Raw genomic sequence first — 23,241 nt, 5'->3', positions numbered from 1 at the left:
ATGCCTATCTCAAAGATGTGCTGACGCGGCTGCCGACCCAACGGGCCAGTGAGATCGGACAGTTGCTGCCGCATCAGTGGGTGCCGGCCTGACTTACGCAAGGTGAGTTCGCCGGACGCTTACGCTGAAGGAGGAGACAAGCCTGCCCTTCACTGGCGCTCGGTTTCTGGGCCATTACATCTTCGATGACGAAGAACACTACCTCTATCAAATGTCTATCGAACCCACGATGCTGCCGAGCGCGGGTCACGAAATCGTGGAATGCCGCTGGTTCAGCGATCATGAACTGACAGAGGTGATCGTGAAACAAACCAACATCAAGCTGCTGAAGCGAGAAGGCCTGATCAATCACAGGTAGCGCAGAATTCCGAGGCTGGCGCTGTTGGGCCGAAGCCATTTCTCGCGAATGTTCAAGGTATCCACACAGGTCTCTCCTTAGCAGTGGTTGCGTGAGCAGCGGCTGAGGAAGAGTAAAGAACTGCTAGAGACATCGACGATGATGCTCGCCGATCGCGCTGGAGTGCGGCTTCTAGGATCAACCACATTTCTGTCGAACGCTTATGAGATCCGAAGGGATGACGCCCTAGGCATGTCAATAAGAGACTATTTAGCAAGGTCGGGAATGCTATTCCAATCGATCCTAATAACGGCTCAACTTAATGCTTGTGGCCAGGTACTGAGGTCGCTCAGCGCTTTGGAAGCCTCAGATGGCTAGTCCCAGACTGCGCAAATCTGCGGATACGAGCTGACTTTCAGTACACGGCGTTAAAGGCTTTACGGGACGAGCAGCAAATGGCTGACCCTAACGCTGGTAAATGGGATTGGCTTTTGAGAGAAGACGGTCGTGGCCGCTGACGCTTGAGCCAACGGCCACGGATACTGGCTGCAGCTAGGCCACTTGTTTCACATTAGCGCGCTGATCTGTCGCCAGACGCCTTGCTCGACCAACCCCCCAGGCTAATGCTCGGGTCATTGACTCGCCGGGGCGGGATTCGAAGGCTTCCTCATGCAGCGCCATTCCACTTCCTGCGTACACGCCGATGAACATTTGCGTCTGACCTATGCGCGAGAGCCTGACCTGAACATCGATAGTCGTGCCGTCATCGAGCTCCTCGTCGTGGCTGCGATGATGAAGCACTGGATCCGCCCAATCCCAAAAAACATCACCACGAATACGCATGCCGTCCTCCTACGACTTTAGTCTTATACGGAAACCTAACCATAGCAAAACACGACAGCGCTTCAATGACTGTGGCGTGGACCCATATGGGTATCGGACAACTGGCCTGATTTCCGATACAAATAAATTTTCTTGTACAACTTTCCTTCTCTTACCTGAGAAGGCGTTCGATTCACGGCGCCGGCGCCTGTTGGCCCCCCAGCTGTCCGATTAGTTGACCATCTGTACTCCATGGCGGAGCCTCACTCTTCTGGCCATACCTGAGCCCAGCGTATGACTCAGTGCTGCCCCAAGCCCTGAGACAGGCTCATGGAACGCATGTCTTCAAGCCCAGAATCAGACATCACATTCACGAACATAGCGCCTGTCGGGGAGCCCGGCGAAAGCCGGGCTCCACAGATTCACTTCTCGAGTGTCGCTGCTTGATTGCCGCCCTCTTCGGCAATCGCTGATAGCTTCTCGTCAGCGGCTTTTTCTTCTGCGAGGGTGTCTGCCAATAGCGAGGCGGCCTCTTCCATGCCAAGGTGCTTGGCCATCGCAATCAGGGTGCCGTAGCTGGCGATTTCGTAGTGCTCGACCTTCTGGCATGCCCCTATCAGCGCCGCATCGAGTACTGCCCCCTTCTCGATTTCATCCAGCAGCTCTTTGCTTTCCTCAATCAGCCCCTCCATGGCTACACACTTCATCCGCTTGAGTTTCAATCCAGCCGAATCTACCAGCTGGTCAATGCGCTCTATCTGCCCCTGGGTTTCCGCCAGATGTGAGGTGAACGCATCAGCCAAAAGCGGGTTGGTAGATGCCCGAGCCAGGCGCGGCAATGCTTTGGTGATCTGCTTCTCAGCGCTGTACACATCCGAAAGCTCATGGATGAACAGATCTTCTACGGTTTTGCGAGCAACCATCGTCATTCTCCTTTGGTGTGAAAATCGATTTCACTGCAGGGTGTGGCTTACCAGACTCTCGTGTAACGACTCAGTGGGAAGCTTCAGGGGCAGATCGTTGGGCAGCACCGAGCCTACGCCAAACATGCCTATCGCCATCTTTACCCGCATCGCTCGGCAAGCCAGGCGTGAGTCGGCCTCAAACTCTGCGACCGCCGCGCTCATCAGATGCTCGAAGCCGATGTCAGCCTGAGCCTTATCCCTTCTTCTCGAAGTGCTCATGGGGCCTCCTTCAATCAGTCATCTTTACCGTTGACCAAGCCCGAGCCGAGATCCGCCCCGGTGACCGGGTTGCTGGCTGGATCCGACATCGTCCGCAGCTTCATGGCTTCCAATACCGCGAGATCAGGAGCGGCCAGTTCCACCGAAGCGGTGCCATCTCCGCCATCAACGGCAGCCGAGGGATTCTCGACGTATTCCCACTCCTCGCCTTCATTCCAAGGGCCACGCACATTCGGCTCACCCGACATGTTGAAATACTTGTTGGTGAACTCCGGCATGCCAGGAAGCTTGCCCTGAGGGAAGTTAGGCTGGATGGCGTGCAGCGCTTTTTCGAAAGAAAGCTGGTGTGCGATTTCTCGTGTCATCAGGAAACCCAGCGCTTCTTTCACGCCAGGGTCGTCCGTCACGTTCATCAGGCGCTCGTACACGATCTTCGCCCGCGCTTCGGCAGCGATATTGGAGCGGAAATCAGCCGTCGGTTCGCCAATGGTGTCCACATAGGCCGCGCTCCATGGCACCCCTGCCGAGTTGGTAAGCGGAGCGCCGGCGCCGTAGAGGATGCTGGTAATGTGGGAATCGTTACCGGCGCCATTGATGGCTCGGTACAGCTCTCCCTCCTCTTCGACCCCCTCAGCAAGTCGGCCCTTGGCACCTTTGTTAAGCATCACAATGATCGAGCCGACAATCTCCAAGTGGCTCAGCTCTTCAGTGGCGATGTCCATCAGCAGGTCTTTGCGGCCTGGGTCATCCTCGGCGAGGGCCTGGGTGAAGTATCGACTGGCAGCGGCCAGCTCACCCTGAGCGCCGCCGAACTGTTCTAAAAGCAAGTTTGCAAGGCCTGGATTGGGCTGAGCAACGCGCACCGTATATTGCAAGCGCTTATTGTGAATAAACATGTTTTACTCCTCGCGGCTGATCAAGCGCTCAAATAAATGCGCGCCTTTCTATTCGTGGGAGCAAGCTGCACTCGATACGTGCTAACGCACCACGAGTTTTCAGGACGAATGGCAAGGTTGAAAAGGTTCAAGCCAAGTTTTATAGGTAAACAAAAATAACCTCACCCCAACATTTAGCGCTTAAGTTAACCACTGACTCAGTTTGGCTGAACTTTCTTAATGCCCAAGGCTTCCCCTGCATAACCTCTGAACTCTATGCAGGAGAACGCACGATGCGAGCACTGACCTACCACGGAGCAAACGACGTCAGGGTCGATAACGTCCCTGATCCCATCATCGAGGAAGCTGACGACATCATTCTGAGGGTCACCGCCACGGCGATATGCGGATCTGATTTGCACCTTTATCGAGGCAAAATTCCAGAAACCGAAGCGGGTGATATTTTCGGTCATGAGTTCATGGGGATCGTCGAGGACACCGGCAGCGCCGTCACCAATCTACAAATAGGCGACCGGGTGGTGATTCCCTTCGTTATCGCTTGCGGAAGCTGCTTCTTCTGTCAACACGATCTCTTCGCTGCCTGCGAGACCACAAACACCGGGCGCGGATCGATCATCAACAAAAAAGGCATCCCACCAGGCGCTGCGTTGTTCGGTTACAGCCATCTCTATGGTGGTATTCCAGGCGGCCAGGCCGATTATGTGCGGGTACCCAAAGCCAATGTCGGCCCCTTCAAGGTGCCCACCGCCTTAGCTGACGATAAGGTGCTTTTTCTTTCCGACATATTGCCGACCGCCTGGCAGGCCGTCATCAACGCCGAGATCGGCCAAGGTTCCTCAGTCGCCATTTACGGCGCGGGGCCAGTGGGTCTACTCAGCGCGGCGTGCGCGCGAATGCTCGGCGCGCAGACCATCTTCATGGTGGATGACAACGACTACCGCCTAGCCTACGCCCGCGACGCCTACGGCGTAACTCCAATGAACTTTGAGCAGGATGATGATCCCGCCGACAGCATCATTCGACAAACATCGGGTATGCGGGGCGTCGACGCCGTGATCGACGCCGTTGGCTTCGAGGCCAAGGGCAGCACTGCAGAAACAGTCATGACGGCACTTAAGATCGAGGGCAGCAGCGGCAAGGCCCTGCGCCAAAGCATTGCCGCAGTGCGGCGCGGGGGCGTAGTCAGTGTGCCGGGCGTGTATGCCGGCTTCATTCACGCCTTCATGTTTGGCGATGCGTTCGACAAGGGGCTGACGTTCAAGATGGGCCAGACCCATGTGCAGAAATACCTCCCAGAACTGCTCGAACACATAGAAGCCGGGCGCCTGGAACCGGAACTGATCGTGACTCACCGCCTCGCCCTGGAAGAGGCTGCCATGGGCTACAAAATGTTCGATCAAAAACAGGATAACTGCCGGAAAGTGATTCTCGTTCCAGGGGCGGCCGCTGGAACGTTAGGGAGTGATTACGTGTAAGCCATCGGAGGACAAACCTATGAACGATCTTGGTACGTACTTCTGGATCGCGGTAGCAACGATTCTTTTGTTGATCGACCTGTGGGCGATAGTCAGCGTGTTTCGAAGCGACAAGACCGATGCGACCAAAGCCATGTGGGCCTTGCTGATCCTGGCTCTACCGCTGGTTGGACTGGCCGTTTGGGGAATAGCTGGGCCGCGTGGGATTAAGCGCGGGACTGGGCCGACGTCAGACGAACACAGTAAGGGCTGACATGTCATGTGAACTGACCTACGTGGATACCGGCGCGGCGTCGATGAAGCCCTCCCCTACCTCAGGGCGCAGCGCAGCGGTATACCCTACCTCAACTCCCGAAAAACCGTGAGGGAAAATCGTCCCCGGCTACCGCTCTGAGGTAAGCAGCATCAGCCTGGAGACGTAGATCACGCCACTCCTGCCAGGAAATGATTCCTTGACGATCCATTTCATCCGCCCGTCGAAGCAATTCCTCGTGATAGTCGTCCGGCGATTCCATACGCCATACCCTGTCCTCTAGCACCCGAAACCACGCGGCCAAACATTTGAGCTTTAACGATTGAGGTGCGAAGAGGTCTCTCTCAAAGGTGCGCATCTCGAGCCCTCCCTCATCAATGCTCGGTTGAGTCGTCAATGCCTCAAAGGTTCAGAAGAGCAGCTTTAGTGGCCTAGGATGAGGTTCTCGAAACGAATGGGTATCCAGACTGCGGTGAGCAGACCTACATCGGCAACAATCGGCTCGAAGGCAAAATCGCCCTGATCACCGGCGCCGAAAGCGGCATCGGGCGCGCGGTGGCTATTGCCTGCGCCCGCTAGGGCGCCGACGTTGCCATTGCCCACTTGAATGAACACGAAGATGCTCAGGAAACAGCGCGCTGGGTCGAGGCCGCTGGCCGCCAGTGCCTGCTGCTGCCTGGCGACCTCGCACACAAACAGCATTGCTACGACGTTGTCGACAAGACCGTGGCGCGGTTCGGTCGCATCGATATCCTGGTGAACAACGCCGCGTTCCAGATGGCCCATGAAAGCCTGGCCGAAATTGACGACGATGAATGAGTGAAGACCTTCGATACCAACATCACCGCCATTTTCCGGATTTGCCAACGCGCATTGCCTTCGATGCCAAAAGGCGGTTCGATCATCACCAGCTCGGTCAATTCCGACGCCCCATCACCCAGCCTGTTGGCGTATGCCGCCACCAAAGGTGCGATTGCAAATTTCACCTCCGGCCTCGCCCAGCTGCTCGGCAAGCAAGGCATACGGGTCAACAGCGTAGCCCCCGGCCCGATCTGGACACCGCTGATACCTGCCACCATGCCGGAAGAAGCCGTGAAGAATTTCGGTTCAAGTTACCCAATGGGGCGACCAGGGCAACCGGTGGAGGTCGCGCCGATTTATGTCTTGCTGGGTTCTGATGAGGCCAGCTACATCTCGGGTTCACGCTACGGGATAACCGGCGGCAAACCCATCCTCTGATGAAAGCACTGAGGCCAGCTGTTGCTGGCCTCAGTGCTTCTTCTCCCCTCCATTACGCGCTGCTTTCTGTGCGGTCGAATCATGATCGGTGCCTGATGAGCCGTCCGGTCGATGAGCATCCTTGTCGCGTTCTTCTTCCCCCTGGGATTTTGACGGGGCCTTTGGCCTATGCCCAGTGTCAGTGTGCTTTTTCATGGCTACCCTACCCTTATCTTTGTCATTCAAATAACACTTCGGAGCACAGCTCCGTGCTACCTAAATTGATGCTCACGCGGGAAATGAAGTTCAAGTCAAGAACCCAAGCGAACATACGCTGAACCGGTGAACCATTTACATGGCCGACACGTCCACCATAAAAGAACAACGAGTCGACATCAGAATGGCAAGTGATCCCGTACTGGCCGTGCTTGGATACCTCAAAGACCAGCATCTGGTACTCACGACTGCCGAGTCCTGCACAGCAGGCTGCATGGTCGCTCTGCTAGCGGCATTCCCAGGAACGGGCGAGGTGCTTGAAAGCGGCTACGTAGTGTATTCCCCCTCCGCCAAGAAGCGTCTGCTAGGTGTAAGCGCGGAGACCATCGAACGATACGGGCTGACGAGCGAACCAGTCGCCTGGGAGATGGCTCAAGGGGCTTTGAAGGACAGCGATGCCAATGTCGTTATTGCAACTACCGGTGTAGCCGGGCCTAACCCAGCATCTGAGGTTCTACCCGGCACGCTGTGCTTTGGGTGGGCATTTGCCGGGGAACCAATTGCCGTATTTACCCGTACCCAGCGTTTTTTTGGAGAGCGAGCGCAAGTCATGCATGACGGGGCCGTCTACGGACTGACCCGCCTGATCCATTATCACGAGCGCTGGCTTCGTGGGGAGCGCGCCTGAGGATTAGGGCTATGGCGGATGATGAACTGGTGTCGAGACAGCAGCCTGTCCAGGAAGACATGACCATGCAGCAGCGCGTCTGGCGCTTCGAACGCACCGGTTGGTACCTGTTGATCGTCATTGTCTTACTTGGATTGGCCGGCGTATTCGGTAATGGCCCACTCAGCAATGCTCAGGTCACGAGCGCTGATGGCCGTCTGCATGTTGAGTATCAACGCCTCAGCCGCAGTGGCACAACTGACAGCTTGCGCATCACTGTACGGGGCAGCGCCCGAGAACCCATCATGGTGCAGCTCGATGGTTCACTACTGCGCGAAGCCAGCATCGAAACCTTACAACCTCAACCACAAGCCTCGCTCTCACAGGGCAAGGCCATCTTGCTGCAACTGGGAACTAGCGAGGATGGCATTGCCACGCTCTATCTGACCTTACGCAGCGAGTATGTTGGAACACTGGAATGCGCGGTGCGCGCAGGCCCATCCAGTGCAGTCCACTTCTCTACCTTCCTATTCCCTTAGGAGCGAGTAATGGATTCAATCCTTCGCGCAGCCGGCATGTACATCGCCCTCATGCTGTTGTTTCGCGTTGCAGGCAGACGTTCCTTAGCTGACTTGACGACCTTTGATTTTGTGCTGCTGCTAATCATCGGCGAAGCAACCCAACAGGCTTTGCTGGGCGATGATTTTTCCTTCACCAATGCCATGTTGGTCATCGCGACGCTGATCGTCCTGGATGTCGGACTGTCGCTCGCGAAACTCAATTCCAAGCCTTTGGCGCGACTGCTGGACGGCCACGCTACGCTGGTCGTTGAGCATGGCCGTTTTCTGCACCACCGTATGCACCGAGCGCGACTCACTGAAGACGATATTCTTGAATCTGCGCGCGATAGCCAGGGAATCGAAAAAGTGGAGCAGATCAAATTTGCCATTGTCGAGCGCAACGGCAAGATCTCGATTATTCCCGAAGAGTGACATTCTCTAGGAGCCTCGGGCAGGCTACGGCGCCCCCTATTTAACTAAGGAGAAGGGCGTGGTGAGGCTCAATTATTGATGTAGGCATCAGACTCCGGTGGGTGGTCAGCCAGTTTCGCATTTTGCTAGTGTCGAAAATCTGCCCCTGCTCCATCATCGCCAAAATCATGGTCTTTTCTTGCTGCGATGCGCGCTCCCCTGGCAATCAGCGGTTACGACTCTGAGCGTTAATGGATCGCGTCACCTGCCATATCGTATGCGGAACCCAGTCCTCCAGAGTGAACTCCAAATCCGAGAGAATCCCGATTACTACAAACGGATTGACCCTTTGAAGATGGCTCAAGGTTTATGGAAACGGTCTGGAATGGATTGATGGAAAATTGGGTTGAGCTGCTGGAATGGCCAGCGATGGCGGTCACAGTGCTGGCAGCCTGGTGTATTGGATCGCACCGCCCTGGGCGGCGCAAAGTGGGCTTCTGTTGCTTTATCGCAAGCAACATTTTATGGACGGTCTGGGGATGGCATGCCCAAGCGTGGGCATTGATTGTGCTTCAGGTAGTGCTGTGTCTTATGAACCTCAGGGGTTGGAGGAAGAACACAGCAGCCGAGCTGCGGTCATGACCAGCTTGAAACAGGTAGTCTAAGGGTCGATCAGATACTCGTCGAGCGTCGCGGCGCAGGCTGAAATCCCCTGCGAATGGATCAACTCGAACCCATGCGTGTTTTCAGTTGGAATGGCAATGCAGCCCGCACGCGCGCAGACTCCTGCGCTCATTACGGCACTGGCATCCGAGGCGAAGTCCAACAGTAAAGCTGCCTGGGGTTCGTAGCCGGCACGACGGGAAGCCTCGAGCAAGCCATGGATCACCGTCCGGCTGTAGTAGCCCTTCTGATCGCCGGTATTGATAATCGGGTCTGCGCATAGCCGCGTGTCGTACTCAGTTAGTACGGGCGCTACTTCAACCGCGATGGTGGTATCTCCCGGTAACGTACGGGCTGCATACATTGCCCCAGCGTTGGACTCCTCCTCGAGTGTGGTCAACACCACCCAGACATCCTGCTTGAGCAAATGCCGACGCTGGCTGAGCAAAGCAGCGGAATGAATCACGGCGGTGACAGGCGCTCGATCATCAAGGAAATGTGCGGCAATGCAGTCGTTGACGATGAATGGCCTGCGCCAGTGCTGACTCAGCACCACGCGCGACCCTGGTCGTATACCCGCTTCTTCCAAGGCGGCTTTGGTTAGGCGAGTAACCACATGAACATCATTCCAGTGGACGTCGCCGGCCAATACGTCTCGGCCCGTGGGGGTGCTGCCACTGTTGTGCATCGAGCCGTAGGACAGAACGCCCGGAAGTGTCGTCCGGTCGCCCAGCATGTCGACTGGGCAAGCACCAAAGCAAATCGGCTGAGCGCCACCAAGCGCGACGACCTTAAGCGTCCCATCAGCCTCGACCGTTCTCACGATCATGGCGATTTCATCCAGGTGCGCCATGACCCTGACTGCCTCGCCAGAATCACTGTCATGCGCAGCCTTGATCAGGCCTATGACGTTCCCCGCCCTGTCGACTTTCAAGTCATCACAGAATGCAGTGAGCTCTCGCAGACAAATCGAACGTACCTCATCTTCCTGCCCACCTGGGCCACGCGCCATCAAGAGCTCTGTCAACAGCGGCTCGACTTCCATGACTACCCTCCAAAGCAAAGTCGTAGCGGTTGACCCTGCTTGCGCCGCTGCTGTTCAAAGTGATCGTGCCCATCTTTCGCAGCATCCGCCAAATGTAAAAAATGATTTCTGATCACGCGGGCGGTCAACTGAGTAAGCGCAACGTATCAGAGGGAGAGCATCATGAAATTCGCGCAATTCTGCCAACGGCTGTCAGACCACGCAGGCAGGCCAAGCACCTTTCTCATTGCCATCGTACTAATCACGATGTGGGCAGCCTCCGGCCCTTGGTTTCATTACAACGATACGTGGCAGCTGATTATCAACACTTCTACCACGATCATCACATTCCTGATGGTCTTCCTAATTCAGAACACTCAAAACCGGGACAACGACATCATCCATCTCAAGCTGGACGAGCTGATCCGGGCGACAAAGCCTGCCGAGCGATCCGTCCTTGACCTCGAAGCGCTGGACAACAAGCAGTTGCATGCGCTGCGAAAGGAGTACCGGGCGATGGGCGAGAAATGTGATCAGGAAGTACCTAAGGCCGACGCCGATTCCACTCAAGCGCCCAGCGAAGACGCTAGAAAATGAGGTGAAATTTCTTTCAGATAATGCGAGTGAATTTTCCCGGCGAAGCGATGTCGGAATGATATCGCGCATCGCCATTCCGTTGCGGCGGTTCGAGGATGGATGGCTTTATTCACGTGCGCTTGGAAAAGAGTACCCTGATGATTGAGCCAAAACTCGCCGATATGCCTCCCTCCGTTCTTCTGGTGGAGGATGAACCCGCCCTCCGAGAAATGATCACGATGCTGCTGGAGGATCTAGGCGCAGCCGTGACTGCGCTGGCGACTGCCGATGAAGGCATTGCGATGCTGAGACTGCAACCATGGTCACTGGTGATTACCGATGTCCGGACTCCGGGAGTCTCGACAGGATTGAACCTGGCTTGGATCGCACGTAAGGAACTGCCAGACACCGACGTCATCGTATCCAGCGGCTATCACCCTGAAATGAGTGAGGCACTACCCCAAGGCATCCACTTCCTCCAAAAACCCTGGCCGCTAGAACGTTTCATAGAGTGCGTGAAGCCTCATCTCATGCAGGATGTTGATCAACGTCCTGCTGCGTAGTACCGGGCTTGCGAACCAAGGCATTGGCGATTGTCGCAATCAGCTCTTCGACCGACCATGGTTTGAATAAGAATTCACTGGATAGACCCTCACCTAAGCTCTCCAACTGGAAACCGGAAGTCAGAATAGTGGGAATGTCGGGCCACTTTTCCCCCACCATCTGCAGGAACTCCACTCCCTTGAGTGTGCCAGGCACACCGTGGTCGGCGATTATCAACGAACAGTTGCCGTGGTTTTCAAGAAGATGGATGAGGGCATCCTCCGCATTACCAAAACCACACGCATGAGCACCGAGCTCAATCAGGATGTCTACGAGCAGCGTTCTGAGTGTTACATCGTCTTCCACGACCAGCGCTGTGTGTCCGCGTAGCGATAGTCCTTCGGCCTCGAGCTTCATGGAACCTCCCGTCCTGAGATATTCCAGTGTTCCATGCTAAAGGCATCGGGTCGATGAAGGCATATGGCCATCCGCACGCAATCATGATGATACGCCGCTCGAAACGCACCTCCGTACTGCGGAAACGCCATAGTGCTCTGCCGTTGGGTCTGTTCATCTTGAGGATAGTATCGGCCGGGCTCGCCCTGGCGTGGCAGTTGATTGCGTAAAGTTCCAACGCTGGCATGCACTTAGGCTCGCACTGATATCCTCGGGCGGCGGTCTCAGTCGTGCCCTTCCAAGAGCCCTTACAGCCTCTCGTTATCGAGCAGTGCGGCAGCTTCTCGCATGAAAATCTCCAAAGTTTTAATGCCAATTCCCTCAAAACTTAAAAGCCAGCGTTGGAATGTGGGCAGGTCAATGAGACCCTGGCGTAAGCTGCTGAGCTGAGCATCCAAATCACTGGACAGCCCCGTCCCCAACGCATGCAATCGTCTCGCAGTGGACTGGTCATATCTGGCATAACCAGCTTGGCCAAGCCATACGACCAGCTGTTGGTGAGAGCATCGGGCGAGCCTGGCGGGGGTGTCCAGGCCATGCCGATCAACCAAGCTCCGATAGGCCTCCACCGCGACAGTTGAGCGAATCCTTTTAGCGATAAGAAAGCTTGCGAGCAGCCACTTGTACAAACCGTGACTGCTCGCGTCGCTTAGCTCAATTCCAAGGTCACTTGCGGTGACTGAGATCACCCTTTTGAACGCCTCGGATCAGCCGAACGCGGGTAGGTGCGTTCTTCTTCGATGGTGCCATCCGACTTGTGGATCTTCACCGATGCTGTTTTGCCGTGAAAGAAGTCGGACAGTGAGCTAACCAGTTCTTGCTTGGTGGGGGCACGCTTCGAAGCACGTTCAGCGCCCGCTTTTTTGAGTTCCCAGCCATCGGCGGTTGGGCTCAGGTGATAGGTATCCATGCGTAGCTCCTCGGATCTAGATCGACTCTGCGTAGTCTTGAATGTCTTCCTCCGCCTCTGCTGCGTCCGTGGCATCGGCATCATTCAAAGGCGGCGACGTGGGCTTTTCCGGGTCGTTGATAAATGGGACATCGCTAGGCCCTTTTTCTTCCGGGCCCTCAGTCTTAGGTTGCATAGCTAACCTCCAGTTTGATCTGCATGGCGCTACGCGCCACCTGCCCCTTCTGAGAACTTCTTGAAATCAACAGGGGGAGGTATGAACTCCGGCCCCTGCCCCGCTAACCTCCATCTCACCTCGGAGATGCCATAGCGCTCGGCCAAAGGCCGACTCACCAGCTTGATGTTGTGCTGACCAAATCTGGGAATGATGCCGACACCAGCATCGCAGCTCGCCCAGTGCCAAGCAGTAGCGTTATCCATCTTCTCGAGACGGATGATGAATGTCCGATGATCGCCGTGCAGTTCATACTCGATCACGTACAGTTGAAGTGCTGACACAAGAATCCCTCCCTTTAGGCCATGCCATATGGAGGGGTCGGATGCGAGAAAAATTCAGTTGAGAGCCCGCTAATGAATCTCCCCACTCGCTTCGAGGAACGCTCCGCTGGTCTATCTTCTGACAGGCAACACCACGCCTGACTTCTGGGGCGCAGAGCGAACCGAAGCGGTAGAGAAATACTTCTCGTCTATCGTCGCGCTGGACGTAAGGAGAGGCAAGGAGCGCTGGACATTACAGACCATTAACTGTGAAGTACCTAAAGGACAAATGATGGCATCGAGACGTCATGAGGGTTTCTTAGAGGATTCGAAGTTTTACTCAAACGAAGAATTTCTATTTGAATCGAGACTTTCGAGATAGTGCGGGCCAGAATAATCGCTACGAATGGGCGCAGGCCTTCATTCTCGATGCCAAGTCACCTTGTAGGAACTTTCCTGCAATCGTTGACTGCTACCAATCTACAATCAAGAATCAAGGCAGAGCTTGCGGCGGAAAATAGAATATCTACCGCAAGCTAGTTTGAATTTTCTGGACAAACTCCACACCGTTCGGCCAGATTCTCGACATATTTCAGGTAATGACTCTGTTACGCCTTGAAACGCTGGGCCAGCAGTTGCTGAGCGGATGCAAGCTCGCTGATGGCTTTACTCAGTTCCAGAGACTCCTGCGCCTCATTAGACAGCGATTCCGTGACATCTCGAATGACAGCCACATTATGACTCACTTCCTCAGATACTTGACTCTGCTCTTCAGCAGCGGCTGCGATCTGTAAGTTCATTTCGCTGATGACAATCACTGATTCACCGATAAGGCCGAAAGCCTTTGAAGCACTCCCTACTTGTTCAACTGCTTCCACTGCATGGACAGCCCCTCTCTCCATTGCAGCAACGGTATTCCGAGTACTAGCCTGAAGCTCGTCGATTACTGTCCGTATTTCCTCAATTGAAGCTCCAGTGCTGCCTGCGAGTTTCCTTACCTCGTCAGCCACAACCGCGAAGCCTCTGCCTGCATCGCCGGCGCGAGCCGCCTCAATGGCGGCATTGAGAGCAAGCAGATTCGTCTGCTCAGCAATGGCCCTGATTACCTCCAAAACCCTACCAATGCGGTCGCTGCGGATAGCTAAACCCTCAACCTGGGTCATTGCTTCGGAGATCGCGCCTGACAGGTTCCCAATTGTTTGGGTCGTCATGCGTATAACCGCCTGGCCATTCTCCGCCGCCCCTCTAGCATCTCGAGTAGCATCGGCAGCCTGAGTAGCACTGCGAGCTACCTCATGTGCGGTGGAACTCATCTCATGAGAAGCAGTGGCGGCCTGATCGATCTCTCGGTACTGCTGCTGCATCCCATCACTTATCGCCGTGGAAATGACCGCCGACTTATCGACATTGCCATGAGCTTGCCGCACAAGCTGCTGCAAATCAGCCATCAATGGCTGCAGCTTGTCCAGGAAAGTGTTGAACCACATTACCAACGTACCGAGTTCATCGGGACGGGAGTATGTCAGACGTTTCGTCAGATCGCCTTCGGCTCCGCCAACATCTTGGAGCATCAGAGAAATTCGGTTGATCGGCCTTGTCACACCTCTAGCAGTTAGCCAGACCAGAAGCAGTCCGATCAAACCTACCAACACACCGTAGACGATGGCCCATATCGTATCTTCCCGAGTTCGAGCATCCAATCTGGATTGAAGGGAGCGCGCGGGCTCCATCACCGTATTCGCCGGCACATCCAGGAGCACGCCCCACGGCTTCGATTCGGGGATGGGATGAATTGGAACCAAAACGCCTAGATGCTCTTGGTCTGAAATTGGCTTGATCATTCCACCTTGGCTTTTTCGGAGGATATCCGCCCCATTTTTAAGTCCAGCCTCGATGAGGGACTTCCCCAAAAGCCTAACATCACTGCTATGACCGGCTAGTAGCCCAGTCGGACTGAAGACACCGACGTTTCCAGCTCCACCGTAGAGATTAGCAGCGCCGCTATGGACAATTTTTTGAATGCTCTCAAGGCTGATATCCATACCCGCTACCCCGATCACCTTGTCATTCTGTATTAGCGGAAATGAGACAGTGGTAATCAGAGTTTTCCTTCCTGACGACTCATCAAAGTACGGAGAAAGCAGGCATGGTTTCAGTGTTTTTCTAGGACAGTCATACCAAGTGCTAAAAGGTGTTCCATCGAGCATCAAAGTTGCATCTGAGATAACGCTTTCTGGCGTTGTTTTAGCGATGACTTTTCCATCCTGTTGAGCAGTGTAAATTGAGAATCTCCCGACTTCATTGCTACCAAGCCGCTCTAAGCCACGAAAAATTGAATCTGCCCCATCTAAGGCATCACGCTCAAATACCAAGTAGAGGCTTAGTAGACCTGGATTGCCCTCGAGAGTATGCCTGATCATCTGAGTCAATTCCTCGCGGACAGTCTCTGAAGAAACTTTATCACGCTGCACTAGCTGGCGGAGCTGCAGGGCGTGCTGCGAGATATCCAAACCAACCTGGTAACCGGACTGAAAGAACTGCTGTATTGATCTGGCCTGAACTGCCCCCTCAGCAGCTAAGGCGCGGCTTGCTGAAAGCCGCAACATTTCGGATGCTTCAAGCTTCACAATATCAGAATTCTGATCAGCTCTATACGTAAGAAGTGATATAAGGATGGACACAACCATTATCAAGCAAAACCCTACCAGCAGTAGAACACGCCACTGAATGCTCATCCTCATTATAAACATAACCCCCAGCGCCAAATTATTCTTGGACTTGATCACCGATTCGCGGAGCCCAACTGGCCGCCCCCCCCAAAACTCACCAGCCGTCCCGTTCAACTACAACTTCGCAGATTTTATGGAGCATCGATTTTTTACCTGGACGCGTGCGATAGCAATCAACGAAGCCAGATCATTCAATAACTTTTACAGATTAATAGCGGTCTGAATCGAATCGGCAATTTGAAAGCGAGATAGTTACGTATTCGTCAAGATGGCACGAATTGTGAGAGGTAGCGTTTCTCTAACCCCCCTCACCCTCCTTGGAATGTTGATGGGCCTCTGCTGACATCTCGATGGAGCCGTCGAATGTCTGCTGATACCACCGCCTCTTCTCCAGGGACTACAGCAGACCGAAGTGAATTCCTTTCATGCAGGCACTCAGAACCTCGCCTGCGTTCAGTGTGAGCCAGCAGCCCTTTGGGTAAGGCGGATCAACAGACGCAGGACAGTATTGCGGATAAGCAATCACCGACCGCTAGCGCCTCATAGGGGTTTGTCGAGCGATTACCTGTACCGCAGTAGGCCAGAATATGATGTTGAATACCTTATACCAGTGCTGCTCACGCCCACGTGAGCAGCCACCCGCGTCCCCAGCCCCCGGCAGGTAGAACAGAGCAATACAGAGCGCCTGAGCAAAGATTTTTTCAGCACAGTTAGGCTGTTCCTTCTCACTCAGCCCGTCAGGACGAACGCAAATCGGAGATCTGAAGCCCTGTCTTTGAACTGAGGAACCTCGACAGGAGATCTGGCCCGTGACAGCTATCTGACGCAGCAAGCCTCTCCAAAGAGTAAACAACTGCAGGCTGCCGTGGCCAGATCACCTTCGACAAAGCTCAAGCCGAAGTAGTGGCAAGTTTTTGATCTGTTCGACTAGGCAATTGCCTGACTGCAGGTCGCACCTACATAGGCTCGCTACCGACCGCTGTACCGAATGACCCAATGATTTACTGCTGGTACGAGATGATCAATGTATACAGGATGACGACCTAAGAGCTGATCCATGAAGAATTTCGGCGACGGTATCATGAGCGCCATCAACTTCAGCATGGAAATCAAACGTCAGCAGGATCCTGAAGGTGATCGTGTGGATGTGGTTCTGTCTAGCGAATCCTTTCTTTACAAAGCCTATTGAGCGACTGAGGCACTGCTGTTGCGAACGGGTCTGAGGCTATACCAGCGCCTCGTCAAGCTACAACGCGAGAGTCTTTGAGATAAATGGCCTGGCTGCAGCTGGAAGAACTAAGGCCTACCTACATCAGCAATGCTGTGCAGGTGGGCCTTTCATTTACTGATTAAGCTGCTACGAGCTGAGAGTCGATGTCCTTGTTGTCGAAATGCGCCCGCTTCTCGATAATCTTCCCGTCCTTGACCTTCAGCAGCATCATTAGCGAGAACCGTACGAGACCGCCTTTCACAGGTGTTCCTTCGACGCTTCTGACCTGGACGCCCTCGAAGATCATGTAGGCAGCAATACGATCTTCCTCGGCAAGCAACTCGTGAATCTTAAAGGTGAAGTGGTCATACATGTCAAAGTTCTTCTTCTCAGAGCCCACTAGCCCTGCCGCTCCAGGCATAGGGCGATCCACATGCACATAGAAGTTGAAATCTTCGTGGCAGAACTCCGCAACCGCTTCATAATCACGCCGCTCGATAGCCTCGTAAAAGTCACAAACCAGCTTCTTGTTTGCATCAACGATCATTGGCCTGTCCTTCAAAAGCTCAACGTTTCACCATCAGCCGGGATGCTAACCCGGCTGGTCATACCTTTCTCCTCGCAAAACTGGACGAGCTCCTGCCGCGTCAGGACTGCATGGTTAACTGACTCGAGGTGCGTGGCGACAATCTCAGCCTCAGGAGCCGCCTGGAAAACACGCCAAACATCCTCTTTGCCCATGATGATCGACCCCAGGCCAATGACCTGAGCGTCACCTGCATTCAGCAGAATAACTTCCGGCGTGAATTGTTCCAGCGCATCGGTGACGTGGTGGTTCCAGACAGTATCACCGGCTATGTAGAGGATTTTCTCTGTCGGGTGCTGGAGCACAACGCCGGAGACATCACCAAGGATCTCGCCAATGGCTTGCAGAGCTTCGTCCGAGCCGTGCTGGCCATTGGTTTGGAAGAACTTGATCCCGTTAAGAACAGCCCCCTCAATCAGATTCACATCGGTAAAGCCTTGGGAGAGCACCACAGCCTGGTCAGCGGCACTCTGGGTATAAATCGGCATCGACTTAGGAATCAGATTAATGGCGGCCTCATCCCAATGATCGGGGTGGACATGGGTCAGGATTACAGCATCCGCTTTGATGATTTCGCTAACTGGCATCGGCAAAGGGACAGTGGGGTTTCGCAGGTGGCTGTTAACAGTACCTTCGAAGCCTGGATAGGCCCCCTGCTCCGCCAAATATGGATCCACCAAAAGCCGAGTTCCGGCGTAGTCCAGAACAACTGTTGCATTACGAATCTGCTGAATTTTCATGCTGTCCTCACGGTTATTCTGGACTTATCAGTCCAGAATTGATAAATTTTTTTAATCCAACTGTGTCATCAACAATGCCAAATTCTTGTTCATAGCTTCCTGGTCGGCACCTATTCGTGCCATAAGCTGGAGACCTGGAAATGCCAGAACCAGAATACTCGCGATCTCCTCTGCCTCAGCCCGATTCCTGACTGAGCCGTCTTTCTGACCTCGCCTGATCGCGGCGCTCACAGCTTCGTGAATAGTCTTGAAGTCATCCCCTACCATATCCTTCACCCTCGAATCTCGAGGAGCCATCTCTACTGCCTGGTTCACACTCATACAACCATTGTGTGCAGTCTTCGCATCGAGGTTTGCGAACAAACTCTCGTAGAAAGACACTATACCGTCGCGAGCATTGTCAGCGCTGAGCAGCCGAATCATCTCTCGCTTACGATCCTGGCGATAAACATCAAATGCAGCCAGAAATAGCTCGCGCTTATCTCCAAAGCTCCCATACAAGCTGCTTTTGCTCAAGCCAGTGGCAGCCATCAGGTCTGACAGAGAGGTCGCCTCATACCCCTTTTCCCAGAAAACAGCCATCGCCTTCCTGAGTACTTGTTGAGTATTGAATTCTTGAGGCCTTGCCATTTCTTGAGATCCGGTGATCAGTTCTGAGGTACACCTTAACCATTCCGGACTGATGAGTCCAGAATTTTTGTCGAATTACTATCCAGGGGGCATTCACCTGGGGTGAGGCTTTGGCGGACGACTAGCTCGACATAGCAGGCTGCGAGTAGCCTAGATCGGTTGAGCATGGAACCAAGCCGAAGCCGGCCCTTTAGCCTTCAGGCTCCACCGCGTTTACTGCATCCAGCTGATCCCCCATCTTTCTCAATAAGGTGATCAGAGTGTCTACCTCCTCATCACTGAGTCCCGAGAGAAGTAATTTTTCACGCTCCAAAGCCGTCACCAGCACCCGATCGTGAAGTTGCTTACCCGACGCGGTCATCGACACGGTGTACCGGCGAGCGTCCTCCGCATCTACCTCAATCGTGATGTGTCCGCTGCGCTCCAGCAATTGAAGCGCTCGGCTGACGGCGCTTTTATCCAATCCTATGACCTGCACCATTCGGTTGGCGCTAATGTGCTGCTCCACATCGAGCAGGGCTAGCAGCCTCCATTCGACGATCCCAATCCCAAAATGCTTGCGGTAGCAGGCCGAAGCACTGCTGGAGAGCTTGTTGGTCAAGAATGTCAGCAACGCAGGTACGTAGCGTTCAAGGTTCAAGGGTGCATCTGGCATGACGAGTGGTTCCTGTGTTTTTGGCCAGATTAGTTGACACCGCAACTAAAATGCCTAGTATGAGAATCACACGATGATTTCGCGCCCGCATCATAAGCGTTCGCGGCACCACAATAAAAATAGAGGTTCCGTGCCATGCCTAACTCACCTACCTGCATATCTTTCTAGCCCTGGCCTGTAGCGCCCTGCCGCGCTAAATCCGGCTACCTCTCTTTCTGCCATCAAACACTGCAACGTCCGGTGGGGTTAAGCTCATGCTTGAAGTCTGCGTTTCTCGAAAAATCATCGAAGCTGAGGGTGTCTGCAGCTTTGAATTAAAATCTTTGGACGGTGCGCAGCTGCCTGCATTCACAGCCGGCGCACACATCGATGTCCATGTAGCCCCTGGCCTGACACGCCAATACTCGATCTGCAATGCCCCTCAGGAACGTGAGCGGTACGTCATTGCGGTGCTCCACGAGCCGGAGTCACGAGGGGGCTCCCGTGGAATGCACACAACTGTGGCCGAGGGGAGTTTGATTTCCATCGGAAGCCCGAGAAACCTGTTCGAACTTGATCTCACAGGTGATCGATACCTGTTGTTCGCAGGGGGCATCGGAATCACTCCAATTTTGGCCATGGCCCATACCCTGCTCGCAACGGGTAAAGATTTCGAGCTCCACTACTGCGGCCGTTCAATTGAGCGCTTAGCGTTTCTGGATGCGCTGAATCAATCTCCATACAAGGAGCATCTGCATGTCCATCTCAACAATGGACACCCTAGCCAAGCGCTAGATGCAGAGAAGATTCTCGCTCACCCCTCCAGAGGTGATCAGCTTTATTGCTGCGGCCCATTGGGCTTTATGTCTCATATCGAGAACACGGCTAGAGCTCAAGGTTGGGACGACCCTCAGATACACCGTGAGGACTTTGCAGCCAAGCCCCAGATGGTCGAAGGAGATAGTTCATTCGAAATTGAGCTCCGTCAATCGGGGCAGGTTTTTGAGGTGCCAGCAGACAAGACTGTACTTGAGGTTCTGCTTGAGAATGGCATCGAGATCGAAAGCTCCTGCGAACAAGGCATCTGCGGCGCGTGCATAACGCGAGTTGTGGAAGGCACTCCGGATCATCGTGATCAGTACATGATTGCCTCCGAACACTCCCAAAACAATTGCTTCACCCCTTGCTGCTCGCGCGCTCACAGCAAGCGGCTTGTACTGGACTTGTAGTAGTAGCAATAACAATCCTGTCGGAGGAAAATGTAGATGAGTACATCACAAGGTCAAGCACTGGCATATGAAGTGAGTGCCCCCGCAGAAGCACCCAAATTCCCTATGAACCAGTGGTATGTTGCAGCATTGGCTTGGGAGCTGAATGACAAGCCGATAGCAAGAACCCTGCTGGGTAAGCGAGTTGTGCTCTTCCGCACAGCAGACGGCGAACCTGCTGCGCTCGAAGATCGCTGCTGCCACCGAGCCCTGCCTCTCTCTCGTGGAACGGTTGAAGAACAGGGTATGCGCTGCGGTTACCACGGGCTTTTGTTTGACGCCAGCGGCAAATGTATAGAAGTACCAGGCCAAACAAAAATCCCAACCAAAGCTAAAGTAGCGTCATTCCACGTACAAGAACGGGATAAGATCGTCTGGATCTGGTTCGGGGGCGCCAATAACTCCAACCCCACCTGCGAACCGCCTGAATACAATGTGCACTCTAGCGGAAAATATCTCTTCGAGGGCGACATATATCACTACGAGGCTCCCTATCAACTGATCCATGACAACTTGTTGGATCTGAGTCACCTTGGGTATGTCCACCTACGCACTATTGGTGGAAACGCGAGCATTCATATGAATGCCGAAATGAAAGTAGAGAGCGACGATACTTCAGTTCGGGTGATTAGGCATATGCCAGGTTCTACCCCACCTCCGACCTATGTGACGGCGTACCCATTCAAGGGCAAGGTCGACCGGTGGCAGGAAATTGAATTCCTGGTTACGCACCTCCGAATCTGGACAGGAGCTGTCGACGCAGGCGCCTATCCATTGAATGATCCTGAAAGGGGCGGCTTCCACATGCGTGGCTTCCATGGGGTGACCCCGGAAACTGAAAACTCAACCCACTACTTCTGGACAATGGCGACCAACCCGGTTAGCGACCCAGAAGAAACACTCGAGAAAGTAATCGAGCAGACTGTACTCACCTTCGACGAGGACAAGGTAGTAATCGAAGCTCAGTACAAGAACATGGTTGATTTTGGCACCGCTCCTATGGTTGATATCCACGTAGACGTTGGAGCAAACCGAGCCAGAAAACTCATCGAAAAGCTGCGTCAACAAAGCTAATCTGCCGTAAAAGCTTGAATGTCAGACCTGAAGTCTTTTCTGAAAATGAAAAGAGCAGCATTTTCGACCTCAGGAAATCTGAGTTCCTCAAATGCCTATATGGATCAACTTCAGGTTTGGCTTTCAGCAAATCGAAGGTGTTCAACAATGCACACAGTCAGCGCAGCTGCCAAAGCGGTGTGAGACGCATCCTGATAGTGCTACCCAAGCACACACGCACCCAAAAGGGGATCTCTGATTTACCCAACCCGAGCGCCCGCTGGTAACACACCCGCCTCTCTGAAAGTCGAGTCAGACCGACCCAACCTACCAGTGCCTGCGGTGCTTCAGCCCCCAAGCCCTCTAGTATGGGTGCTTTGGCGAAGCAAGCCAGTAAAAGCTGCGCCCGAAGAAAAATGGTTGATGGCTCAACTTATTTGCACGGTTCTTGCTTCTCAGGGAGGGAAGCCTCTACCTCTCGGCCTGAACGACTATGGACACAAAAAAACTTCTCCTCGCTGTCCGGCTCGCCGAAACCCTCCACTTTGGGAAGGCCGCTGAGCTGGAGAACATGGCTCAATCTGGCTTGAGTGCCCAGATCGCTAAGTTGGAGAGCGACCTCGGTTTTCGACTTTTCATACGAGCAAATCGTAGGGTCGCACTGACTGAAGCAGGTGAGCGCTTCATCGAGAAAGCACGTGTCTTAATTGATTGCATGCAAGATTCAATCGCAGAATGCAGAGCCATAGCTGAAAATAAACGAGCAGTCGTAAGGGTAGGTTTTTTTGGGGATCAAGCAGCAGAATATACTCATCCCATATTTTCTCTATTTCAGCGGCTCAACCCGGATATCCGCTTGGTTTTTGTAGAGTTGCAAATGACCAACCAAATTCAGTCGCTCATTGGAGGCAAGGTTGATGTTGTACTTATGCGACTACCTACCTATGACGAGCGGCTTGAGTACATAGAGCTCTTCCAAGAGTCACGCGTAGCGGTAGTACCATCGACACATGAGTTTGCCACACGTCAGTCCTTAACAGTTGCAGACCTGTTAGATAAACCATTTGCCATACCAACGGAAGGCGCTCCACACGACTTAATTTCATATTGGAGTCTAGCGGACATCCGCGAGGAGCCAAGTAGAATTGCAGCCTTCGTCAATTCGATCCCTGAAGTAATAGCTGCTGTAGCATACTCAGGCGCATTTGACACATTCCCAGTATCCCTTAGCAAGACTTACTACCATCCTGGCATCAAATACGTACCTATTTCTGACGCCTCATCCAACACCATGACGCTGGCCACGTTAAATGGAAACAGATCACCGGTGATCATGGCACTGAGGAATTGCGCCTCTCAAGCTCTAGGAATCTCAATTTAGCAGATACTGCCAAGCTTTTCCAGTCTCGCCCCCCCCAGCTATATAGTGTTGCTGATTGCCTCCCTCTCTGCTGACCGCCCAAAGCGTCGGCTTTTCTGCGTTTCTGCCCGTTTATATAGTCACCACGACTTTGACACTCGAAGCTGAAAATCCAATCAAAAAACCTGATTAAGCAATCACGTCCCCTGCATTGAACCTCTATAGGGCCTGTCACATTATCGAATCGTCAGCTCAATTGTGATGAGTGAACCTACAAAAGTAGGCGCACTGGTAAGCACAACCAGCCGTCCTTGAGCTTCAGAAAAATAAGACCAGGCGACCC

General features: G+C 53.8%; 27 protein-coding genes and 3 pseudogenes. 15 read left to right on the top strand and 15 right to left on the bottom strand.

The window, feature by feature from the left end; genetic code table 11:
• A partial coding sequence (locus JNA92_RS18760; protein ID WP_241806143.1) for a transposase domain-containing protein occupies positions 1–92 on the top strand: 92 nt, incomplete at its 5' end.
• Positions 93–889: 797 nt separating this feature from the next.
• Here JNA92_RS18760 and JNA92_RS18755 read toward each other — a convergent pair.
• From JNA92_RS18755 to JNA92_RS18740, 4 genes are all read right to left on the bottom strand, one after another.
• The gene (locus tag JNA92_RS18755) at positions 890–1,180 is read right to left on the bottom strand and encodes a hypothetical protein (protein WP_241806129.1); all 291 of its coding nucleotides are present in this window, start codon (positions 1,178–1,180) and stop codon (positions 890–892) included.
• 401 nt (positions 1,181–1,581) lie between these two features.
• Positions 1,582–2,082, bottom strand: a complete 501-nt coding sequence (locus JNA92_RS18750; RefSeq protein ID WP_241806128.1) for a ferritin-like domain-containing protein — start codon at positions 2,080–2,082, stop codon at positions 1,582–1,584.
• A gap of 30 nt (positions 2,083–2,112) precedes the next feature.
• Positions 2,113–2,343: a hypothetical protein gene (locus JNA92_RS18745; RefSeq protein ID WP_063422659.1), complete on the bottom strand. Its 231-nt coding sequence runs from the start codon at positions 2,341–2,343 to the stop codon at positions 2,113–2,115.
• A 14-nt stretch (positions 2,344–2,357) separates the two neighbouring features.
• Complete coding sequence (locus JNA92_RS18740) at positions 2,358–3,239, bottom strand: manganese catalase family protein (protein WP_027609203.1); 882 nt, start codon at positions 3,237–3,239, stop codon at positions 2,358–2,360.
• A 272-nt stretch (positions 3,240–3,511) separates the two neighbouring features.
• Between JNA92_RS18740 and JNA92_RS18735 the strand changes: the two genes are divergently transcribed.
• Together JNA92_RS18735 and JNA92_RS18730 are read left to right on the top strand one after the other, a co-directional pair.
• Complete coding sequence (locus JNA92_RS18735; protein ID WP_241806127.1) at positions 3,512–4,714, top strand: zinc-dependent alcohol dehydrogenase; 1,203 nt, start codon at positions 3,512–3,514, stop codon at positions 4,712–4,714.
• 19 nt (positions 4,715–4,733) lie between these two features.
• The gene (locus JNA92_RS18730) at positions 4,734–4,967 is read left to right on the top strand and encodes a PLD nuclease N-terminal domain-containing protein (RefSeq protein WP_008091025.1); all 234 of its coding nucleotides are present in this window, start codon (positions 4,734–4,736) and stop codon (positions 4,965–4,967) included.
• Positions 4,968–5,058: 91 nt separating this feature from the next.
• On the opposite strand, the gene JNA92_RS18725 is transcribed toward JNA92_RS18730, so the two are convergent.
• Complete coding sequence (locus JNA92_RS18725) at positions 5,059–5,325, bottom strand: hypothetical protein (protein ID WP_241806126.1); 267 nt, start codon at positions 5,323–5,325, stop codon at positions 5,059–5,061.
• A 128-nt stretch (positions 5,326–5,453) separates the two neighbouring features.
• Between JNA92_RS18725 and JNA92_RS18720 the strand changes: the two are divergent.
• From JNA92_RS18720 to JNA92_RS18700, 5 genes and pseudogenes are all read left to right on the top strand, one after another.
• Positions 5,454–6,206, top strand: a pseudogene (locus JNA92_RS18720) (SDR family oxidoreductase).
• Between the two features lie 379 nt (positions 6,207–6,585).
• Complete coding sequence (locus tag JNA92_RS18715; RefSeq protein WP_241806142.1) at positions 6,586–7,089, top strand: CinA family protein; 504 nt, start codon at positions 6,586–6,588, stop codon at positions 7,087–7,089.
• Between the two features lie 11 nt (positions 7,090–7,100).
• Complete coding sequence (locus tag JNA92_RS18710; RefSeq protein ID WP_241806125.1) at positions 7,101–7,607, top strand: hypothetical protein; 507 nt, start codon at positions 7,101–7,103, stop codon at positions 7,605–7,607.
• A 9-nt stretch (positions 7,608–7,616) separates the two neighbouring features.
• Positions 7,617–8,060: a DUF421 domain-containing protein gene (locus JNA92_RS18705; RefSeq protein WP_070383760.1), complete on the top strand. Its 444-nt coding sequence runs from the start codon at positions 7,617–7,619 to the stop codon at positions 8,058–8,060.
• 372 nt (positions 8,061–8,432) lie between these two features.
• Positions 8,433–8,681, top strand: a complete 249-nt coding sequence (locus JNA92_RS18700; RefSeq protein WP_241806141.1) for a hypothetical protein — start codon at positions 8,433–8,435, stop codon at positions 8,679–8,681.
• A 19-nt stretch (positions 8,682–8,700) separates the two neighbouring features.
• Here the strand turns inward: JNA92_RS18700 and JNA92_RS18695 are convergent, their stop codons facing one another.
• Positions 8,701–9,747 (bottom strand): M42 family peptidase, encoded by a 1,047-nt coding sequence (locus JNA92_RS18695; RefSeq protein ID WP_241806124.1) that lies wholly within the window; start codon positions 9,745–9,747, stop codon positions 8,701–8,703.
• Between the two features lie 162 nt (positions 9,748–9,909).
• Between JNA92_RS18695 and JNA92_RS18690 the strand changes: the two genes are divergently transcribed.
• Positions 9,910–10,323 (top strand): low affinity iron permease family protein, encoded by a 414-nt coding sequence (locus JNA92_RS18690; protein WP_241806123.1) that lies wholly within the window; start codon positions 9,910–9,912, stop codon positions 10,321–10,323.
• Positions 10,324–10,460: 137 nt separating this feature from the next.
• Complete coding sequence (locus JNA92_RS18685) at positions 10,461–10,865, top strand: response regulator (protein WP_241806122.1); 405 nt, start codon at positions 10,461–10,463, stop codon at positions 10,863–10,865.
• On the opposite strand, the gene JNA92_RS18680 is transcribed toward JNA92_RS18685, so the two are convergent.
• The 3 genes from JNA92_RS18680 to JNA92_RS18665 form a co-directional block, all read right to left on the bottom strand.
• A complete protein-coding gene (locus JNA92_RS18680; RefSeq protein ID WP_241806121.1) occupies positions 10,831–11,262 on the bottom strand; it encodes a response regulator in 432 nt (143 codons plus the stop codon). The genes JNA92_RS18685 and JNA92_RS18680 overlap by 35 nt on opposite strands.
• Before the next feature lie 724 nt (positions 11,263–11,986).
• The gene (locus tag JNA92_RS18670) at positions 11,987–12,211 is read right to left on the bottom strand and encodes a DUF2188 domain-containing protein (RefSeq protein WP_241806119.1); all 225 of its coding nucleotides are present in this window, start codon (positions 12,209–12,211) and stop codon (positions 11,987–11,989) included.
• Positions 12,212–12,415: 204 nt separating this feature from the next.
• Positions 12,416–12,709: a DUF6555 family protein gene (locus JNA92_RS18665; RefSeq protein WP_241806118.1), complete on the bottom strand. Its 294-nt coding sequence runs from the start codon at positions 12,707–12,709 to the stop codon at positions 12,416–12,418.
• A gap of 338 nt (positions 12,710–13,047) precedes the next feature.
• Between JNA92_RS18665 and JNA92_RS26135 the strand changes: the two genes are divergently transcribed.
• Entirely contained in the window at positions 13,048–13,209 is a 162-nt protein-coding gene (locus JNA92_RS26135; RefSeq protein WP_431312470.1) for a hypothetical protein, read from the top strand.
• Positions 13,210–13,296: 87 nt separating this feature from the next.
• Here the strand turns inward: JNA92_RS26135 and JNA92_RS26130 are convergent.
• Together JNA92_RS26130 and JNA92_RS26125 are read right to left on the bottom strand one after the other, a co-directional pair.
• A pseudogene (locus JNA92_RS26130) lies at positions 13,297–13,893 on the bottom strand (methyl-accepting chemotaxis protein); the annotation flags it as partial.
• A 261-nt stretch (positions 13,894–14,154) separates the two neighbouring features.
• Positions 14,155–15,108, bottom strand: a pseudogene (locus tag JNA92_RS26125) (HAMP domain-containing protein); the annotation flags it as partial.
• 1,366 nt (positions 15,109–16,474) lie between these two features.
• Here JNA92_RS26125 and JNA92_RS25845 point away from each other — a divergent pair.
• A complete protein-coding gene (locus tag JNA92_RS25845; RefSeq protein WP_277818206.1) occupies positions 16,475–16,606 on the top strand; it encodes a hypothetical protein in 132 nt (43 codons plus the stop codon).
• Positions 16,607–16,766: 160 nt separating this feature from the next.
• On the opposite strand, the gene JNA92_RS18650 is transcribed toward JNA92_RS25845, so the two are convergent.
• The 4 genes from JNA92_RS18650 to JNA92_RS18635 form a co-directional block, all read right to left on the bottom strand.
• Positions 16,767–17,174 carry an ester cyclase gene (locus JNA92_RS18650; RefSeq protein ID WP_241806117.1) on the bottom strand — a complete coding sequence of 136 codons (408 nt, stop codon included), beginning with the start codon at positions 17,172–17,174 and terminating at the stop codon, positions 16,767–16,769.
• An 11-nt stretch (positions 17,175–17,185) separates the two neighbouring features.
• Positions 17,186–17,953, bottom strand: coding sequence for an MBL fold metallo-hydrolase (locus tag JNA92_RS18645; RefSeq protein ID WP_241806116.1), 768 nt, complete (start codon positions 17,951–17,953; stop codon positions 17,186–17,188).
• Positions 17,954–18,004: 51 nt separating this feature from the next.
• The gene (locus JNA92_RS18640; RefSeq protein ID WP_241806115.1) at positions 18,005–18,583 is read right to left on the bottom strand and encodes a TetR/AcrR family transcriptional regulator; all 579 of its coding nucleotides are present in this window, start codon (positions 18,581–18,583) and stop codon (positions 18,005–18,007) included.
• A 190-nt stretch (positions 18,584–18,773) separates the two neighbouring features.
• A complete protein-coding gene (locus tag JNA92_RS18635; protein ID WP_241806114.1) occupies positions 18,774–19,238 on the bottom strand; it encodes a MarR family winged helix-turn-helix transcriptional regulator in 465 nt (154 codons plus the stop codon).
• A gap of 254 nt (positions 19,239–19,492) precedes the next feature.
• Between JNA92_RS18635 and JNA92_RS18630 the strand changes: the two genes are divergently transcribed.
• The 3 genes from JNA92_RS18630 to JNA92_RS18620 all read left to right on the top strand — a co-directional run bounded on the left by JNA92_RS18630 (position 19,493) and on the right by JNA92_RS18620 (position 22,919).
• Positions 19,493–20,446: a PDR/VanB family oxidoreductase gene (locus JNA92_RS18630; RefSeq protein WP_241806113.1), complete on the top strand. Its 954-nt coding sequence runs from the start codon at positions 19,493–19,495 to the stop codon at positions 20,444–20,446.
• 36 nt (positions 20,447–20,482) lie between these two features.
• Entirely contained in the window at positions 20,483–21,559 is a 1,077-nt protein-coding gene (locus JNA92_RS18625) for an aromatic ring-hydroxylating dioxygenase subunit alpha (RefSeq protein WP_241806112.1), read from the top strand.
• A 472-nt stretch (positions 21,560–22,031) separates the two neighbouring features.
• Positions 22,032–22,919, top strand: coding sequence for a LysR family transcriptional regulator (locus JNA92_RS18620; protein WP_241806111.1), 888 nt, complete (start codon positions 22,032–22,034; stop codon positions 22,917–22,919).
• Positions 22,920–23,241 lie beyond the last annotated feature (322 nt).

The organism is Pseudomonas putida, assembly GCF_022627325.1.
GTDB classification, from domain to species: Bacteria; Pseudomonadota; Gammaproteobacteria; order Pseudomonadales; family Pseudomonadaceae; genus Aquipseudomonas; species Aquipseudomonas putida_X.
This window is presented reverse-complemented; position numbering and strand designations above follow the sequence as displayed.